This is a genomic window from Streptomyces sp. 8N114 (genome assembly GCF_052245835.1).
In the GTDB taxonomy this organism is placed as follows: Bacteria; Actinomycetota; Actinomycetes; order Streptomycetales; family Streptomycetaceae; genus Streptomyces.
The window spans coordinates 529,319-547,284 of the sequence record NZ_JBQQBT010000001.1 but is presented as its reverse complement, the minus strand read 5'-3'; the positions used below and the strand labels follow the sequence as shown (position 1 = coordinate 547,284).

General features: G+C 71.0%; 16 protein-coding genes. 10 read left to right on the top strand and 6 right to left on the bottom strand.

The features are described 5' to 3' along the window. Positions 1-62: 62 nt before the first annotated feature. The 3 genes from ACTWQF_RS02445 (at position 63) to nudC (ending at position 6,106) form a co-directional block, all read left to right on the top strand. The gene (locus ACTWQF_RS02445; protein WP_443276569.1) at positions 63-3,449 is read left to right on the top strand and encodes an ATP-dependent helicase; all 3,387 of its coding nucleotides are present in this window, start codon (positions 63-65) and stop codon (positions 3,447-3,449) included. A gap of 28 nt (positions 3,450-3,477) precedes the next feature. After that, the gene (locus ACTWQF_RS02440) at positions 3,478-4,902 is read left to right on the top strand and encodes a dipeptidase (protein WP_443276567.1); all 1,425 of its coding nucleotides are present in this window, start codon (positions 3,478-3,480) and stop codon (positions 4,900-4,902) included. 241 nt (positions 4,903-5,143) lie between these two features. After that, positions 5,144-6,106 (top strand): NAD(+) diphosphatase, encoded by a 963-nt coding sequence (gene nudC / locus ACTWQF_RS02435; RefSeq protein ID WP_443277543.1) that lies wholly within the window; start codon positions 5,144-5,146, stop codon positions 6,104-6,106. A 48-nt stretch (positions 6,107-6,154) separates the two neighbouring features. On the opposite strand, the gene ACTWQF_RS02430 is transcribed toward nudC, so the two are convergent. Beyond that, positions 6,155-6,397, bottom strand: coding sequence for a mycoredoxin (locus ACTWQF_RS02430; RefSeq protein ID WP_443276565.1), 243 nt, complete (start codon positions 6,395-6,397; stop codon positions 6,155-6,157). A gap of 215 nt (positions 6,398-6,612) precedes the next feature. On the opposite strand from ACTWQF_RS02430, the gene ACTWQF_RS02425 reads away from it, so the two are divergent. The 6 genes from ACTWQF_RS02425 (at position 6,613) to ACTWQF_RS02400 (ending at position 11,468) form a co-directional block, all read left to right on the top strand. After that, a complete protein-coding gene (locus tag ACTWQF_RS02425) occupies positions 6,613-8,886 on the top strand; it encodes an ATP-dependent DNA helicase UvrD2 (RefSeq protein WP_443276563.1) in 2,274 nt (757 codons plus the stop codon). A gap of 212 nt (positions 8,887-9,098) precedes the next feature. Next, entirely contained in the window at positions 9,099-9,371 is a 273-nt protein-coding gene (locus tag ACTWQF_RS02420; protein WP_443276561.1) for a hypothetical protein, read from the top strand. A 132-nt stretch (positions 9,372-9,503) separates the two neighbouring features. Continuing rightward, positions 9,504-9,872 (top strand): WhiB family transcriptional regulator, encoded by a 369-nt coding sequence (locus tag ACTWQF_RS02415; RefSeq protein ID WP_443276560.1) that lies wholly within the window; start codon positions 9,504-9,506, stop codon positions 9,870-9,872. Further along, the gene (locus tag ACTWQF_RS02410) at positions 9,869-10,228 is read left to right on the top strand and encodes a hypothetical protein (RefSeq protein WP_443276558.1); all 360 of its coding nucleotides are present in this window, start codon (positions 9,869-9,871) and stop codon (positions 10,226-10,228) included. The genes ACTWQF_RS02415 and ACTWQF_RS02410 overlap by 4 nt, the downstream gene beginning before the upstream one ends. A 45-nt stretch (positions 10,229-10,273) precedes the next feature. Further along, positions 10,274-11,032: an IS110 family transposase gene (locus ACTWQF_RS02405; RefSeq protein ID WP_443276557.1), complete on the top strand. Its 759-nt coding sequence runs from the start codon at positions 10,274-10,276 to the stop codon at positions 11,030-11,032. A 73-nt stretch (positions 11,033-11,105) separates the two neighbouring features. Then, the gene (locus ACTWQF_RS02400) at positions 11,106-11,468 is read left to right on the top strand and encodes a transposase (RefSeq protein ID WP_443276556.1); all 363 of its coding nucleotides are present in this window, start codon (positions 11,106-11,108) and stop codon (positions 11,466-11,468) included. Between the two features lie 39 nt (positions 11,469-11,507). Here ACTWQF_RS02400 and ACTWQF_RS02395 read toward each other — a convergent pair whose 3' ends face one another. The 3 genes from ACTWQF_RS02395 to ACTWQF_RS02385 all read right to left on the bottom strand — a co-directional run bounded on the left by ACTWQF_RS02395 (position 11,508) and on the right by ACTWQF_RS02385 (position 14,970). Continuing rightward, positions 11,508-12,062 (bottom strand): hypothetical protein, encoded by a 555-nt coding sequence (locus ACTWQF_RS02395; protein ID WP_443276555.1) that lies wholly within the window; start codon positions 12,060-12,062, stop codon positions 11,508-11,510. Positions 12,063-12,405: 343 nt separating this feature from the next. After that, on the bottom strand, positions 12,406-13,827 hold the full coding sequence (locus ACTWQF_RS02390) for an ABC1 kinase family protein (protein ID WP_443276553.1): 1,422 nt from the start codon (positions 13,825-13,827) through the stop codon (positions 12,406-12,408). A gap of 60 nt (positions 13,828-13,887) precedes the next feature. Continuing rightward, a complete protein-coding gene (locus ACTWQF_RS02385) occupies positions 13,888-14,970 on the bottom strand; it encodes a ThiF family adenylyltransferase (protein WP_443276551.1) in 1,083 nt (360 codons plus the stop codon). Positions 14,971-15,201: 231 nt separating this feature from the next. On the opposite strand from ACTWQF_RS02385, the gene ACTWQF_RS02380 reads away from it, so the two are divergent. After that, positions 15,202-15,765: a M48 metallopeptidase family protein gene (locus ACTWQF_RS02380; RefSeq protein ID WP_443276549.1), complete on the top strand. Its 564-nt coding sequence runs from the start codon at positions 15,202-15,204 to the stop codon at positions 15,763-15,765. Here ACTWQF_RS02380 and ACTWQF_RS02375 read toward each other — a convergent pair. Both ACTWQF_RS02375 and ACTWQF_RS02370 read right to left on the bottom strand, forming a co-directional pair. Then, entirely contained in the window at positions 15,737-16,315 is a 579-nt protein-coding gene (locus ACTWQF_RS02375; RefSeq protein WP_443276547.1) for an NUDIX hydrolase, read from the bottom strand. The genes ACTWQF_RS02380 and ACTWQF_RS02375 overlap by 29 nt on opposite strands. Beyond that, positions 16,312-17,838, bottom strand: coding sequence for a zinc-dependent metalloprotease (locus tag ACTWQF_RS02370; RefSeq protein ID WP_443276545.1), 1,527 nt, complete (start codon positions 17,836-17,838; stop codon positions 16,312-16,314). Before ACTWQF_RS02370 ends, ACTWQF_RS02375 begins: the two co-directional genes overlap by 4 nt. Between the last annotated feature and the right edge of the window lie 128 nt (positions 17,839-17,966).

Sequence of the window (17,966 nt, the reverse complement as noted above, 5' to 3'; positions counted from 1 at the left end):
CGGGTGGCAGCTTCCTCCGGCCCGGGGGTGATCTGTCAGCCGCGAGCGCTAGCGTCTTACGAGTGCCCGCACAGCTCACCGACCCCGCACAGCTCACCGAGCTGCTGGGTATCCCGTTCACCCCGGAACAGACGGCCTGCATCACCGCGCCGCCCGCTCCGCAGGTGATCGTGGCCGGTGCCGGCTCGGGGAAGACCACCGTCATGGCAGCCCGCGTGGTCTGGCTGGTGGGCACAGGACAGGTCGCACCCGACCGCGTCCTGGGGCTGACGTTCACCAACAAGGCAGCCGGCGAGTTGTCCGAACGCGTACGCAAGGCGCTGCTGCGCGCGGGAGTGACCGACCCCGACCCGGTGGCGCCCGGCGGCGTCCTCGACGGTGACGAGCCGGGAGAGCCGCAGATCTCCACGTACCACGCCTTCGCCGGACGGCTGCTGACCGAGCATGGGCTGCGCCTGGGCATCGAGCCGACCGTACGGCTGCTGGCGGACGCCACCCGCTTCCAGCTCGCGGCCGGGGTACTGCGCGCGGCCCAGGGCCCCTTCGAAGCGCTCACCAAGTCCGTTCCGGCGCTCGTGGAGGACCTGCTCGCGCTCGACGCCGAGCTGTCCGAACACCTCGTCACCCCTGAACAGCTCCGCGAACACAACGCGGAGCTCCTCGCCGGCCTGCAGGGCGCCCGGCTGACGAACGAAAAACTGCGCAAGGTGCCCCAGGCGACGCGGGCCCGGGACGAACTGCTCGGCCTGGTGGAGGAGTACCGCGCCCGTAAACAGGCCAAGGAGCGGATCGACTTCGGCGACCAGATCGCGCTGGCCGCACGGCTCGCCGGTATGCCGGAGGTGGGCCGGGCGCTGCGCGAGCAGTTCTCCGTCGTACTGCTGGACGAGTACCAGGACACCTCCGTCGCACAGCGCGTGCTGCTCGCCGGACTCTTCGGACAGGGCACCGGCCATCCCGTCACCGCGGTCGGCGACCCCTGCCAGGCGATCTACGGCTGGCGCGGCGCCTCGGTCGCCAACCTGGACGACTTCCCGCACCACTTCCCGCACGCCGACGGCAGCCCGGCCCGCCGCCAGTCGCTGAGCGAGAACCGGCGCAGCGGCGGCCGACTGCTGTACCTCGCCAACGGGCTGGCCGCACCACTGCGCGAGCGTCATGAGGGCGTCGAGGCGCTGCGTCCCGCACCCGGCGCCGAGGGGGAGGGGCGGGTGCGGGCCGCGCTCCTGGAGACCCAGTCCCAGGAGATCGCCTGGCTGGCCGACTCCCTCGCACATCTGGTGCGCACCGGCACGCCGCCCGGCGAGATCGCCGTGCTGTGCCGCAGTGCCACCGACTTCGCCGAGATCCAGGGCGCTCTGGTGGAGCGTGAACTGCCGGTCGAAGTCGTCGGTCTGTCCGGACTGCTGCACCTGCCGGAGATCGCCGACCTGGTCGCCGTCTGCGAGGTGCTTCAGGACCCCACAGCCAACGCCGCACTGGTGCGACTGCTGACCGGACCGCGCTGGCGGATCGGCCCCCGAGATCTGGCACTGCTGGGACGCCGTGCCGCGCTGCTCGTCGCACACCAGCGGGACCGCGCCGGTGACGACCCGGACGAGCGGCTGGCCGCGGCCGTCGAGGGCGCCGACCCGACCGAACTGCGCTCCCTGTCGGACGCCCTGGACACCTTCCTCGATGCCGACGGCTACGACGACGGCCTGCCCTTCTCGGCGGAGGCACGGGTGCGCTTCGCACGACTCGCCGCCGAACTGCGCGACCTGCGGCGCTCGCTGGCCGACCCCTTGATGGACGTACTGCACCGGGTGCTGACCGCCACCGGGCTGGAGGTCGAGCTGGCCGCCTCCCCGCACGCGGTGGCGGCCCGGCGGCGCGAGACGCTCGGCCAGTTCCTCGACATCGCCGCGGGTTTCGCCTCGCTGGACGGTGAGGCCACGCTGCTGGCCTTCCTCGCTTTTCTGCGTACTGCTGTGCAGTACGAGAAGGGGCTGGACAGTTCGCTGCCGGGTGGAGAGAACACGGTGAAGGTACTGACCGCGCACAAGTCCAAGGGGCTGGAGTGGGACGTGGTCGCGGTGCCGGGCCTGGTCGCCAAGCAATTCCCCAGCGAGCAGGCGCGCGAGACCTGGCTCACCCAGCCCAAGGTGCTGCCGTACGCGCTGCGCGGCGACGCCGCCACGCTGCCGTCCCGGCCCGAGTGGAACGCCAAGGGCCTCAAGGAGCACGAGAACGCACTGCGTGTCCATCAGGCGACCGAGGAGCTCCGGCTCGGTTACGTCACCTTCACCCGCCCGCGCAGCCTGCTGCTGGGCTCGGGCCACTGGTGGGGCCCCTCACAGAAGCGCCCGCGCGGCCCCTCCGCCTTCCTGGAGGCCCTGCGCGCCCACTGCGAGGCCGACCCGGCGCACGGCGAGGTCGAACACTGGGCGGAGCCCCCGGAGGAGGGCGCGGCCAACCCCGCACTGGAGGAGCCCGCTGAGGAACGCGTCTGGCCGCTTCCCCTGGACGAGAACGCGCTGGCGCTGCGTCGTGCGGCGGCGGAACGGGTGCAGTCGTACCTGGAAGCAGCGGCCGGCGAAGCGCAGCCGGACCTGGCGGCGGGCCAAGGGACGGATCTGGCGGGGGAGCACGAGGCGGACCGGGGAGGGGGCCAAGAGACGGACCCGGCGGCGGACCCGGCCGTGGAAGAGCTCACCCCGGAGGAGGCCCGGCTGGCAGCCGCCTGGGACCGCGACCTGGAGGCACTCACCGACGAGCTGCGCCGCTCCCGCACGGCGGTGCGGGACGTACCACTGCCGCGCTCGCTGAGCGCCTCCCAGCTGCTGCGTCTGGCCGCCGACCCGGAGGGCTTCGCGCGGGAGCTGGCCCGCCCCATGCCCCGCCCCCCGCAGCCTGCCGCAGCGCGCAGGGGCACCCGGTTCCACGCCTGGGTGGAGTCCCGCTTCGAGGAGCTGCCGCTGCCCCTGCTCGGCCCCGACGAACTGCCCGGCGCGGACGGCGAGGGCCCCTACGGAGGTGAGCCGCCACACATCGCGGACGAGCGTGATCTTGCCGCCCTCAAGGAGGCGTTCGAACGTACCCCCTACGCGCAGCGCACGCCCTACCGCGTCGAGGCACCCTTCCAGCTCGTCCTGGCCGGCCGGGTCGTCCGGGGCCGGATCGACGCCGTTTACCGGGACCGCGCCCCGGACGGGAGTGTGACGTTCGACATCGTCGACTGGAAGACCGGCCGCGGCCAGGACGCCGACCCGCTCCAGCTCGCCGTCTACCGGCTCGCCTGGGCGGAACAGGAAGGCGTGCCGCTGTCTGCGGTCAGCGCGGCATTCCTGTACGTACGCAGCGGCGAACTCGTGCGGCCCCAGGAGCTGCCGGACCGGGAAGGACTGGAGCGGCTGCTGCTGGGCGAGGCTGCCCCGGACGATCAGGCAAGTCATCCGGCCGACGGCTGACCACCCCGGGCCCGTTAGGCTCGATGGCATGAGTATTGCCCCGGACAGCGCAGTCCGGACCTTCATCCAGGACCAGAGTTCCGCCTTCCTGGTCGACCTGGCCGACTGGCTGCGCATACCCTCCGTCTCCGCCGACCCGGGGCACGCGGACGACGTCCGGCGCAGCGCGGACTGGCTCGCCGCCACCCTGCGCAAAACGGGCTTCCCCGTCACGGAGATCTGGGAGACGGAAGGCGCGCCCGCCGTCTTCGCCGAGTGGCCCTCCGACGACCCGGCAGCGCCCACCGTCCTCGTCTACGGCCACCACGACGTCCAGCCCGCCGTACGCACCGACGGCTGGCACAGCGAACCGTTCGAACCCGAGGAGCGCGACGGACGCCTGTATGCGCGCGGCGCCGCCGACGACAAGGGGCAGGTGCTCTTCCACACCCTGGGCCTGCGCGCACACCTGGCCACCACCGGACGCACCGCACCGGCCATCGGTATCAAGCTGCTGATCGAAGGCGAGGAGGAGTCCGGCTCCCCGCATTTCCCCGCACTGCTGCGCACGTACGCCCAGCGCCTCGCCTGCGACGCCGTCGTCGTCTCCGACACCGGCATGTGGAACGAGGACACCCCGACTGTCTGCACCGGCATGCGCGGACTCACCGACTGCCAGATCGACCTGTACGGGCCCGGCCAGGACGTGCACTCCGGCTCCTTCGGCGGCGCCGTACCCAACCCGGCAACCGAGGCGGCCCGGCTCGCCGCCGCACTCCACGACGAGGACCGCCGGGTGACCCTCCCGGGCTTCTACGACGGGGTGGTGGAGCTGACGGACGAGGAACGCACCCTCTTCGCCGAACTGCCCTTCGACGAGGAAGCCTGGCTGCGCACCGCCCACTCGCGGGCCACGCTGGGCGAGCGCGGTTACACCACACTGGAGCGCGTCTGGGCCCGCCCCACGGCCGAAGTGAACGGCATCAGCGGCGGCTACCAGGGCCCCGGCGGCAAGACGATCGTGCCGGCCCACGCCGAGCTGAAGCTGTCCTTCCGTACCGTCGCGGGACAGAACGAGGAAAAGATCCAGCAGTCCCTCCGCGAATGGGTCGCCGCCGGACTCCCCGCAGGCATCCGGCACGAGATCACCTTCTGGGGCGCCACCCGGCCCTGCCTCACCCCGCTCGACCACCCCGCACTGCGCTCGCTCACCCGGGCCATGGAGCGCGCCTTCGGGAAACGGATCCGCTTCACCAGAGAGGGCGGCTCGGGCCCCGCCGCCGACCTGCGGGACGCCCTCGGCGTGCCCGTGCTGTTCCTCGGAATCTCGGTCCCTTCGGACGGCTGGCACGCCCCCAACGAGAAGATCGAACTCGATCTGCTGTTCAAGGGCGCCGAGACGGCCGCGTACCTGTGGGAGGACCTCGCGGCACACTGGAGCGCGAACCGACCTGCATCCTGGAGCGCGAACTGACCCCGCATCGCGCCCGCCAGGCCGGTCCCCGGAGCCGCCCGTCGACCGACTCACCAACGCTCGCCAACCGCCCCCTGACCCGGCCGCCGGGCGGGGAGCCCCGACCCAGGGGGAGTAGGAAGCAGAAGTGACCATCCCGACCTCGACCGACCGCACCGACGACGAGACCGCCGGCCCCGCCGGGGCTGCTGGAACCCCCGACACTGCCGGAAGCCTCGACACTGCGGGCTCCGCCGGCACTGTGGGCTCCGCCGACGAGACCGCCGCGGCAGCGTCCGCCACCACCCGGCCCCTCAGCCTCACCAGCACCGGAGGCATCGACCGCGCCTCCCACCACCGGCTGGACGAGGCATGGCTGGCAGCCGCGTGGAGCCACCCCAGCACCCGCGTGTTCGTGGTCTCCGGCGGACAGGCACTGATCGAGGACAAGGGGGACGGCACAACAGAACTCGTCATGATGCCGTCCTTCGATGCGCCCTTCACCGAAGCCCACCGCTACTTCCTGGGCATCGACGAGGAAGGCGTGCGCTATTTCGCGCTCCAGAAGGACTCACTGCCTGGCAGGATGGACGACATCGCCCGCCCAGCCGGACTGCGAGAGGCCGGCGTCCTGCTCTCCGACCGCGACAGCGAACTGATGGTGCACGCCATCGGCCTGGAGAACTGGCAGCGCACCCACCGCTTCTGCTCCCGCTGCGGCGAGCGCACCCTCATCGCGGCGGCAGGACATATCCGCCGCTGCCCTGCCTGCGGTGCCGAGCACTACCCGCGCACCGACCCCGCGGTGATCATGCTGGTCACCGACGACCAGGACCGCGCACTGCTGGGCCGCCAGGTGCACTGGCCGGAGGGCAGGTTCTCGACGCTCGCGGGCTTCGTCGAGCCGGGCGAATCCCTGGAGGCTGCGGTGCGCCGCGAGGTCGCCGAGGAGGCAGGCGTGGCCGTCGGCCCCGTCACCTACATCGCGAGCCAGCCCTGGCCGTTCCCCTCCAGCCTGATGCTGGGCTTCATGGCGCGCGCCACCTCGCCCCGCATCGAGGTCGACGGGGACGAGATCGAAGAAGCCCGCTGGTTCTCCCGCGACGACCTGCGGGCCGCGATCGAGTCCGGCGAGGTGCTTCCGCCCTCGGGGATCTCCATCGCGGCCCGCCTGGTCGAACGCTGGTACGGAAAGCCGCTGCCGCAGCCGCGCCGCCACGACTGAGACGGCGAGCCCGGCCCGCGGGGCCGTGTGCGGCGGCCCCGACAGGGCTCAGGCGCCGATCTTCGCCTTGACCTGCGCCAGGGAGGGGTTCGTCAGCGTCGAGCCGTCGGGGAACAGGACGGTAGGCACCGTCTGGTTGCCGCCGTTCGCCTTCTCGACGAAGACCGCCGACTCCGGGTCCTGCTCGATGTTGATCTCGGTGTACGCGATGCCCTCGCGCTCCATCTGGCCCTTCAGCCGACGGCAGTAGCCGCACCAGGTGGTGCTGTACATCGTCACAGTGCCCGCCATTTTCTCCATTGCTCCTTCGTCTCGTCCGGTGCGTCCAGTGAACGCACGACAGCCCTGCGGCATTCCCCCCGGGGGCACCCTCGCCCGAGAAGAAGCCGGAGGGAGAGGCAGGAAGGAAGCCGGAGGAACCGGAGAGGGAAGCCCGAGGAGGAACCGGAGAGGGCAGCCGGAGGAAGAACCGGAGAGGGAAGCCCGAGGACAAAGTTGTATGACTAATGGGGCCGGGCTGTGGACAGCCGCGCCACAGCTCCCGGCAGGGCTGGCAGCATGGCGGGGTGACAGCAGCAACGGACTCCACCCTCTTCCCGCAGGTGCCCGACTCTCCCGATGCGGTGCTCGAAGGGCTCGACCCCGAGCAGCGCGAGGTGGCGACGGCCCTGCACGGTCCGGTATGCGTGCTGGCCGGTGCGGGCACCGGCAAGACCAGAGCCATCACCCACCGCATCGCCTACGGCGTCCGCGCCGGCATCCTGCCCCCCGCCGGGGTGCTGGCCGTCACCTTCACCCAGCGCGCCGCCGGTGAGATGCGTGGCCGACTGCGCCAGCTCGGCGTCCAAGGCGTCCAGGCCCGCACCTTCCACTCCGCTGCGCTGCGCCAGCTCCAGTTCTTCTGGCCCCGCGCGGTCGGCGGCGAACTGCCCCTGCTGGTGGAGCGCAAAGCCCCGCTGGTCGGCGAGGCCGCCACCCGCTGCCGGATCCGGCTCGACCGCAGCGAGCTGCGGGACGTCACCAGCGAGATCGAGTGGTCCAAGGTCACCCAGACCGTGCCCGAGGACTACTCGGCCGCCGCTGCGAAGACAGGCCGCCAAGCCCCCCGCGATCCGGCCGAGATCGCCCGCATCTACGCCCTCTACGAGCAGCTCAAACGCGAGCGCTCAATGATCGACTTCGAGGACGTGCTGCTGCTGACCGTTGGCATCCTCCAGGACCGCCAGGACATCGCCGAAACAGTCCGCGGCCAGTACCAGCACTTCGTGGTGGACGAATACCAGGACGTCAGCCCCCTCCAGCAGCGGCTGCTGGAGCTCTGGGTAGGCGAGCGAGAGAGCCTGTGCGTCGTCGGCGACGCCAGCCAGACCATCTACTCCTTCACCGGCGCCACCCCCGACCACCTCCTCGACTTCCGCACCAGACACCCAAGCGCCACGGTCGTGAAACTCGTCCGCGACTACCGCTCCACCCCCCAGGTGGTCCACTTCGCCAACGGACTCCTCGCCCAGGCCCGCGGCCGCGCCGCCGAACACCGCCTGGAGCTCGTCTCCCAGCGCGAGCCCGGCCCCGACCCGGTCTGCGCCGAGTTCGCCGACGAACCGGGCGAAGCCGAGGGCGTCGCACGCCGCGTCAGGGACCTCATCGGCTCCGGCGTCCCCGCCAGCGAGATCGCCGTGCTCTACCGCATCAACGCCCAGTCCGAGATCTACGAACAGGCCCTCGCCGACCTAGGAGTCCCCTGCCGACTCCGCGGCGCGGAGCGCTTCTTCGAACGGCCCGAAGTGCGCGAGGCGTTCGTGGTGCTGCGCGGAGCAGCCCGCGCCGGCGGGAACGACGCGCTGCTCGACGACGCCGTCGACCTCCCCTCCCAGGTCCGTGCCGTCCTCGGCACCAAGGGCTGGACCTCGCAGGCCCCCGCCGGATCGGGAGCCGTCCGGGACCGCTGGGAATCCCTGGCAGCCCTGGTGCGGCTGTCCGTGGACTTCGCCGCAGCGCATCCCGGGGCGACCCTCTCCGACCTGGTCGCGGAGCTGGACGAACGGGCCAGAGCCCAGCATGCCCCCACCGTCGAGGGCGTCACCCTCGCCTCGCTCCACGCCGCCAAGGGCCTGGAATGGGACGCCGTCTTCGTCGTGGGTCTCACCGACGGCATGCTGCCGATCACCTACGCCAAGACCGACGAGCAGATAGAGGAAGAGCGCAGACTGCTCTACGTCGGCATCACCCGCGCCCGCCGCATCCTGACTCTCTCCTGGGCCCTCGCCCGCTCCCCTGGCGGCCGCCCCAGCCGACAGCCCAGCCGCTTCCTCAAGGGCCTGCGCCCCGGCACCAGCGCGGGCGCCACCCCGGCCGGAGCCGTCAGCGGCAGCGTCACCGGCGGCGGCGGGGCCGGGCGCGGACCGGCCGGGAGCCGCGAGCGGATTCGCCGAGCCCCGGCGCGCTGCAGGGTGTGCGGGCGCTCGCTGACCGACCCCGGCGAGGTCAAGCTGATGCGCTGCGAGGACTGCCCATCGGAGCTCGACGAGGTGCTGTACGAACGGCTGCAGCAATGGCGCACGCAGCAGGCCGCGTTGCTGGGACAGCCGGACTACTGCGTCTTCACCGACAAGACCCTCCTCGCCATCGCCGAGACCGTCCCCGGCGACGAGGCGGCGCTCTCCCGGATCTCTGGCGTCCGCACCCGCAAGCTCCAGCAGTTCGGTGCCGACGTGCTCGCCCTGTGCGCGGGCGAGGAGCTTCCGGCAGGCTCCGAACAGGACGCTGAGCAGCGCGAGTGACCTGCGGCCGAGGGTCGTTCGGTCTCTGTCACAGAAGCTGTGACAGAAAGCCGCGAAAAATAGTTTGCGCGCGCCGCATGGAGCCTCATAGCCTTCCGGACATGGAGAGGGCGGGCCTTTTCGCTCCGCCTCTTCCATGCTGTACTTAGTCCTGAACATTTCCGGACCGGCCTGGCGGCAGGTCCCCGAGACGCCGAGAGGAGGCGAGACCAGTGGCCACGATCATTTCCCAGCTCAAAATGACCGATCACTCGGTCATTTCCGCCTGCCTGCTCGGCTCCCGCCTCCACGGCACCGGTCTGTCCGGCGTCACGCCGGTCGGCAATGAGCGACCGACCAAGGCACCCGAGGTAGCAGCACTTGCACAGGCAGCAGCCTTTGCCAGCGGCTCCGCGGCCAACGGTGCCGGCGAAGGACGCCAGAAGAAGCAGCGCTACACGATGTGGGCCTTCCGTGGCCTCCGACCCTGGAGAGATCCAGCCTGATCGGCAAGATCAGGTCGGCACCTTCCAGGGCCGCGGAACCCACATCGGGATCCGCGGCCCTTCTGTTTGCCCCGACCGGCCACCAGCCGGCCCGACACGACAACAGACACCCAACAGACAGGAAGAACCGCAGTGCACACCGAGACGCACCCCGACACGCTGCGCCCCGCGCCTTCTCTCCCGCCTGATCTCACCACGGAGGACCCCTTGACTGCCCCGCAGATCACCCTCACCGAGCTCGACGACGCCATCGAGCGGCTCGGCGTCGATGTGCCCTGCCGCTCCTACGACCCGGAGGTCTTCTTCGCCGAGTCCCCCGCGGACGTCGAGTACGCGAAGTCCCTCTGCCAGACCTGCCCGCTGCGTGAGGCATGCCTCGCCGGCGCCAAGGACCGCCGTGAGCCCTGGGGTGTCTGGGGCGGCGAGCTGTTCGTCCAGGGCGTCGTCGTTCCGCGGAAGCGTCCGCGGGGCCGTCCGCGTAAGAACCCGGTGACGGCATGAGCTCCCGTCGTCATGGATCGCCCGCCCGCCGCAAGGCGGTTGCCGGAACGATCGACAGCCCGTCGGCGCTGGACCCCCGCACGCGCCACCTCACGAAGCAGGACCCGACGATGACACCCATCCACGAGACCACCGCACGCACCCACTCCGACGCGACAGTCGTCCGTCAGAACAGGACCCGCGACATGCAACTCATGCCAGAAAGCCTGGCGAGAGCGCAAATACAGAACAGGCTGCACGAGGCCGAATCAGAACGGAGGGCGCTGCGGCTGATGTCCGCGCGCCGCCTCCAGCGCCGGGCCGAACGCGCCACCCTCCGCGCGCGGCGTGCCCTCGCAATGGCCGTGATGCAGTGATCTGACCAACCGGAGAGCCGGGGCAACCGCCCCGGCTCTCTGCTGTTGGCACTGCTTTTTGGTGCTGTCTGCCTGCTGCTGCGCTGGAGGTCCCCCCTCCTGCCACCGCCGTCACCCCGACGGGGAAGTAGGCCAGCCTTTGACAAGCGGCTGCCCAACAGCAAGCCCGAACTCCGCGAGGTCTTCGCGAAGTTGCAGGCAAAACACGGCACCGTCCTAATGTTCGTCGACCAGTCGGCCTCCATCGGCGCCCTGCCCATCGCGGTGGCACGCCACCTGGGCTTCCAGGTCGCCTACCTGCCCGGGCTCACGACGCGCCGGATCGCCGACCTCTGTCCCGGCGGCCGGCGAGGGCAAGACCGACGCCCGCGACGCCTTCGTCATCGCCGATGCCGCCCGGTCCATGCCTACACACTCCGCTCCATCGAACTGGAGGACGAGACTGTCGCCGAGCTGGAGGTGATCGTCGGCTTCGACGACGACCTGGCCGGCGAGGCCACCCGCATCAGCACCCGGCTGCGCGGCATGCTCACCCAGATCCACCCGCACTTCGAACGCGTTCTGGGACCGCGCATCCATCACCCGGCCGTCCTCAGACTGCTGAACCAGTTCGGCTCCCCGGCCCTGATCCGTACGGCCGGACGACGCCGACTGGTCAACCTGATAGGCCCGAAGGCCCCGCACATGGCCGACCGACTGGTCGGTCTTCTCCGCGCTCGACGAACAGACCGTCGCCGTCCCCGGCACGGACGCGGCCGCCCTGATCGTCTCCGGTCTCGCCAGCTCGCTCCAAGCCGTCCTTGACCAGCGCAAACTCCTCGCCACCAGGATCGAGCAACGGCTGGAGGAGCACCCTCTTTCCAAGGTCCTGACGTCCATGCCCGGCATCGGCGTCAGGACCGGAGCCAGGATCCTCATCGACGTCGGCCACGGCAGTTCCCCCACCGTAGCCCACCTCGCTACCTGCGCCGGGCTCGCCCCGGCGACCCGCAGTTCGGGCTCCTCGATCCGCGCAGAACAGTCCTCCCGCCGGGGAAACAAGCAGCTCAAACGCGCCTTCCTCCTGTCCGCGTTCGCGGCCCTGGCCGACCCGGTCTCGCGGGCCACGACGACAAGAAGATCGCTCGAGGAAAGCACCGCACCCAAGCGCTCCTCTGCCTCGCGAGACGACGAGCCGACGTGCTCTTCGCGATGTCTGCGGCGGCACCTTCTACGGCCCCCAATCCGCCCCACAGGTTGACGGAACCCGGGGCCCCGCGACCGAGGGGGCCTCGTTGAGTCAGGATGTGGCTATGTCCAGGTCGAGCGCGCTGAGTACGTGATCGAGGAGGTCTCCAGAGGCGAACTCCGAGACCCACACGGCGAACCGCCGGGTGTACTCGGCCAGGACCTCCCCGTCGACGTCGTCCGGGTTGTCGAGCGGCGTGAGCCCGAAGTTGTGCTGCAGCCACATGAGATACCTCTGGCGTGCGGAGGCGAGGCGAGCGCGGTCCTCGGAGTCGTCCGGCTCAGTGGCGAGCAGCTTGAAGAGTTCGCGCAGGTTGCAGGCTTCGACCCACAGATCGCCCTCGTCACCGAAGAAGATCACGGGCAGGGTGGCGAGGTCGGTGCGATCGTCACAGCGCCACAAAGCGTAGAACGAGCCAGAGGACGTCGCGTACGCGAAGGGGATCAGCCGGTCCAGGTATGCGTCGGGTGCGTCGCCGCAGAACCAGTCCAGGTCGTCGTTGTACTCGATCAGCTCAAATCCGGGCGCGAAGAACTGCCCTCCGAGGCTGTTCTCGAACTCCTTGAGCAAGTTGAGTTCGGGGATGGGAGAGTACGCGTCCCTCAAGAGGACTCCTTCGACGGGGAGGCGACCAAGTAGCGGGGGACACTATCCCCAGGGTCTGACATCGCGCCTTCAGGAGACCGACGGCACGATCTTCAGAGCGCACGGCTCTCCGCCTTCAGAGCGCACGGCTCTCCGCCTTCAGAGCGCACGGCTCTCCGCCTTCGGAGCGCACGGCTCTCCGCGACGGCACCTTCTACGAACCCCGATCCACTCCACGCCTTGACGAAACCCATAGGGGCACCCCCGTCTGCCCCCGCTGTCGGCCGCTCGGCGCCCGCGGTCACAGGCCGCTCGGCCGTTGCCACCACGGGCCGCTCGGCACCTGTGCCACGCCAGGCGTGCGTCAGAGCACCGCTTCTGACGGCTCCCCAGCCTCGCTCTCCGGCTCGGGGTCTGGCGTCCCCTCCTCGCCGGGCGTCTCTTGCTGCGCCGCGGCGGGGGCGAAGCCGGGGACCCAGGTCTCCATGTCGTCCCGCATCCGCACCGTCGCACCGAGCTGGCACAGGACACCGATCGTGCTCAGCGTCACCCGGTGGATCAGCAGATACGACGGCGGCAGATTGAGCTGCCGGCCCAGCTGGTGTGCCGGGGAGCGGGGGTCGGCGACCCTGGCCGCCTGTCCGCGCATCCACTCCCGGCTGAAGGTGAACTCCTCGACGCAGGCGGGTTCGACGATCGGCAGCAGATACTCCCGGACCGCCTCTGGCTCCAGCTCTATCCGTTCTTTGACGAAGCCCTCGTCGCGCAGCAGCTCGTAGGCGGTTTCCGCATCGCCGTCCAGCGTCATCCGCAGCACCTCACCGATGGTCGGCGGCAGTCCGTCGGGCAGCCGGTCCACGGTGCCGAAGTCCAGCACGCCCAGGCGCCACTCCTCCGGGTCGGCGCTGTCCCCGGTCACCAGCCGGAAGTTGCCCGGGTGCGGGTCGGCGTGCAGCAGCCCGGTGCGGACGGTGCCGGAGAACAGGAAGCGGCTCAGCAACTGTCCAGCCCGGTCCCGTTCCTGCTGGCTGCCCTCGGCTATCACCTCCGAGAGCGGTATGCCCTCCAGCCACTCCGACACCAGCACCTGGTCGGCCTGATGCACCACTCGGGGAACGACGACGTCCTCGTCTGCTTCGTACTCCTCCGCGTAGGTGTGCTGGGCGTCCGCCTCCAGGCTGTAGTCCAGCTCCTCGGTGATTCTGTCGTGCAGCTCGGCGATGAGCGGCTTGATGTCCATGCCCGGGATCAGCGGTCCCAGCAGGCGGGCAAACCGGCCCAGTTGGGTGAGGTCGGACACGAGCGCCTCGCCCGCGCCCGGATACTGCACCTTCACCGCGACATCCCGGCCGTCGTGCCAGACAGCGCGGTGAACCTGGCCTATGGAGGCCGCCGCTGCCGGTCTGTCGTCGAACTCCGTGAAGTACTCCTGCCATCCCTCGCCCAGCTGCTCCGCCAGCACACCGTGCACGGTGCCGGCGGGCATCGGGGGAGCGGCTTCCTGAAGGCGGGTGAGGGTGGCGCGGTAGGGGCCTGCCAACTCGTCGGGGAGGGCGGATTCGAAGACCGAGAGGGCCTGCCCGAACTTCATGGCGCCCCCCTTCAACTCGCCCAGCACCTTGAAGAGCTGCTGGGCGGTCCGCTGCTGCAGCTCCTGCCCGACGAGATCCGCGGAGATGCCCCCGAGGCGCTTGCCAAGCCCCAAGGCGGAGCGGCCCGCGAAGCCCAGCGGCAGGGCAGCCAGCTTGGCCGTGCGCGTCACCGCCTTGCGGGGAAGATCAGACATGCGTCCCTCCAACTCCCTGACAGCTCAACCGAGACAGCACCGAGGACGTCGGCCACTTGGTCATTGTCGCGTGCCTTCGGTCATTGGTGAGTCCGCGGGTGGGGAGGTCACCGAAGCGGCACCGCATGGACACTCCGGGTGCGCGGTGAACTGTTCGGTGTCGGGCAGCAGGTGGGGCAGTGCGAACCGCAACCGGTAGCCCACCGCACAGGCGCCGTCGCCGTCCAGGTAGCTCAGCGCGTAGGAGGAGACGGCACCGGCCACCATCGTGGCCAGCGCGGTGTCGCAGGCGGGGACCCCCGTGCGCCGCCTGCTCGCCGTCCGCCACTGCCCCACCAGCATCGGCCAGCTCGGCTCCCGCTGGGCCCGGGTACGCGCCAGGCACTCGGCGCACGGTGAGGAGCCGGGCAGCACCAGCGGTCCCACCACACCGGTGGCCTCGACCACCCCGCCGTACAGATGTGGAGTGCCTGCGCCCATGAACCGCTCGGTGGTCTCCGGGTCCGGTGCGTAGGCGTCCAGTCCGTCGCGTGGCGTCACGACGATCAGGCTGACCTCAGACCGGGATCGGCTCCGCCAGGGCCGGGACTTGCGCACCACTCCGCGTGCTGCGACGTCGCGGCGGGTGCCCACTTGTTCCGGCGGCAGCCCGCCGGGTGCGGTGTCCCACTCCTCCACCACGCCCCCGTCCACCACATCCACCTGGCCCACTCCTGCAGCCGACAGTGTCGCGGCCACCGCGGCGCCCACCCGTCCGAGCCCGCGCACCTGGACCCGCGCGGCTCGCCGTGCGGCGATCCTGCGGACTCCGCCGCCGGGTTCGCGGTGCACCACGGACAGCGACGCCAGGTCGGGCCGCAGCCGGTCGGTGACGGTCGACGCGGCGTCGCGGTCGGCCGTCGCGTCGTCCAGCACGCCGGCTGCGGCAAGCCGCTCGGTGAGCTTCGCCGGTGTCTGGGCTGCCAATCCGAGGCGGTGGGCCTCCTGCTTCAGCCGCTCCATGCTGCGAGTGCCGTCCATCAGCTCAAGGAACGCCGCCGTCGCGTCGCTCACCGGTCCGAGCAGCACTGCGTGTGCGGGTGCCATGCCGCACTGCACCGTCTGCCTGTCCCGCCAGCCCCGCCGCAGCGCAGGCTTGATCATCGGGTGCACGTTCCCCCCTGACTCGCCGGGTCGCCCCGGCTCGGCCGTCGATCACTGGTGACAGCATGCCGTGACGGGCGGAGCGGGCGGAGTGAGTTATCCACAGGCACCGGTATTAGTCATACAACCGGGAGCTGCTCGTCTTGGCCGTGCCACGGCTCCTGTTGCCTTTCGCTCTCGAACGAGGCTGGAGGCGGGACTTCCGCTGTCGGCAGCGGGTAACGTCTTGGCGTGCCCGCCGACCCGCTGAACAGCACCAGCCAGAGCGCAATCGAGGTGCGCCGCAGCACGCGCCGACGCCGCACGGTCTCCGCGTACCGGGAGGGGGACCGCACTGTCGTGCTGCTTCCGGCACGGATGACAGCGGACGAGGAGGCGCGCTGGGTCGGCGTGATGCTCGACAAGCTCGCCGCGCAGGAGAGCAGGCGGATGCTCGACGACAGCGACCTCGCCCGGCGCGCGGCGCAGCTGTCCGAGCAGTATCTCGACGGGCATGCCCGGCCTGCGTCGGTCCGCTGGGTGACCAACCAGAACACACGTTGGGGCTCCTGCACCCCCGCCGAGGGCAGCATCCGTCTCTCCCACCGGCTGCAGGGCATGCCCGAGTACGTCATCGACTATGTGCTGCTGCACGAGCTGTCGCATCTGCTCGTGCCCGGCCATGGCCCCCGGTTCTGGCGGCTGTTGCAGGCATATCCCCGCACCGAGCGGGCTCGGGGCTATCTGGAGGGCGTCGCGGCAGCCGAGCGGCTGCCGCACCAGCCCGTCAGGGGAGAGGGTCCGGACGAGGGCTGACCGCGACGGCCTCGGCGGAGAGCCGGGCCAGCCGCACCACCGACTCGTCCGCCACCGCGGCCACCTCGTCGAAGCCGAACCAGCGCAGATCCAGCGACTCCTCGCTGATCGTCTCGACGGCTCCCTCCGGGGCGAGAGCCGCGTACTGGACGTCCAGATGCCAGGCGCAGGGCGTGCGGTGCTTGTCGAGCCGGAGCGGGCCACCGGGCAGCAGCGTCAGCCCGGTGATGCCCGACTCCTCCGTGGCCTCCCGCAGCGCGGCCTCGGCCAGGGTGGTGTCCTCTGGCTCGCAATGGCCGCCCATCTGGAGCCACTGGCCCAGCTTCCGGTGCAGCGTCAGCAGCACCCGGTCGCTGAGCGGATCGACGACCAGCGCACTGGCGGTGATGTGCCCGGTGGCACACGCCTTCCACATGCCGTCCGGCTGGTCGGCGATGTGGCGCAGATACTCCTGCCGCAGCTGCTCCTGCGAGAGGTCGCGGTCCCGGCTGCGCCACTGCTCCAGTACGCGCTCCGCGTCCGCGCGGAGTCCGTCCAGCGGCGCGCTCACTGCTTGCCTTCGCCCTCGCCGCCCTCGGCGTCGCCCTTGCCGCCGTCGGACCGTCCTTCGGAGCGCCCTCCCTCGGAACGACCGTCACCGGGGTGCTCGTCCTCGGTACGAGCCTCCTGGGAGCGCTCGGCGTCGGAACGTCCGTCCGCCGAGCCTGCAGCCGCGTCGCCCAGCATCCGGTCGAGCTCGGAGAAGTCCGGCTGCTCGTGGTGGACGAAGGCGTCCGGGTCGTCCAGATCGGTTGCCGTGGGCAGCATGTCCGGGTGCTCCCACAGGGCGTCACGTCCCTCGGCGCCCCGGGCGTCCGCCAGCGACGCCCACAGCCGGGACGCGTCGCGCAGCCGGCGGGGGCGCAGCTGCAGGCCGATCAGAGTCGCGAAGGTCTGCTCCGCGGGACCGCCGGAAGCGCGCCGCCTGCGCAGCGTCTCCCGCAGCGCCGAGGCGGACGGCAGGTGCGGCTCGGCCGCCGCGTGGACCACCGCGTCCACCCAGCCCTCGACCAGCGCCAGCGCCGTCTCCAGCCGGGCGAGCGCCGCCTTCTGCTCCGGGGTGTCCTCGGGCTGGAACATGCCCTGCTGGAGGGCCTCCTGCAGCTCCTCGGGGCGCTGCGGGTCGATCTGGCCGACCACGTCCTCGAGCTTGGCGGTGTCCACCTTGATGCCGCGCGCATACCCTTCGACGGCGCCGAAGAGGTGCGAGCGCAGCCAGGGGACGTGCGCGAACAGCCGCTGGTGTGCGGCCTCCCGCAGTGCCAGGTAGAGGCGGACCTCCTCCTGCGGGATGCCCAGGCCCTTGCCCAGTGCCTCGATGTTGACCGGCAGCAGTGCCGCCTTGTTGGCCGGTCCCAGCGGGAGCCCGATGTCCGTGGAGCCGACGACCTCGCCGGCGAGCACTCCGAGCGCCTGCCCGATCTGCGTGCCGAACATGGCGCCCCCCATGGAGCGCATCATGCCGAGCAGCGGGCCGGCCATTGCCTGCATCTCCTCGGGCAGTACATCGCCCATGGCCGCGCCGACGCGCTCGGCGACCGGGTCGACCAGGTCCTTCCACACCGGCAGGGTGGCCTCGACCCACTCCGCGCGGCTCCAGGCCACTGCCGTGCCGGACCCGGACGGCAGCGATGTCACGCCGTCCAGCCACAGGTCGGCCAGGCGTACGGCTTCCTCGACGGCCGCGCGGTCGTGCGGTCCCACAGAGGCGTCCTTGGAGCCGTCCTGTGCGCCCGCGGCAACGGTCTGCCGCGCGATGTCCTTGGCCATGTCCCAGTTCACCGGGCCGCCCTCGTAGGAGAGCATCTGGCCGAGCTTCTGGAATGCGGCGCCCAGGTCGCTGGGGTCGATCTGGCCCTGCCCGCCGCCCAGCGAGCCGAACATCGCGGCCAACGGGTTGTCGGCGCCGCCGGAGCCCGGGCCGCCGCCGAAACCGAACGGGTTCGGCTGGCCGCCGCCCGGCTTCTTCTTGCCGTCGTCCCCGTCCTCGGGCTCCTCAGGAGGTACGCCGAATCCGAATGGGGTGTCACTCACGGGTTTCCTCGGCTCTGTCTCGTAGGACGGTCTGGTCGTTCCCGGACGGTCTGCGTGTCCCGGGTGCGGTCTGGGTCTGCGTCGGTATGTCCTGGGTGGGATCTGCGAGCTCTGCCCCCAGCCTAGAC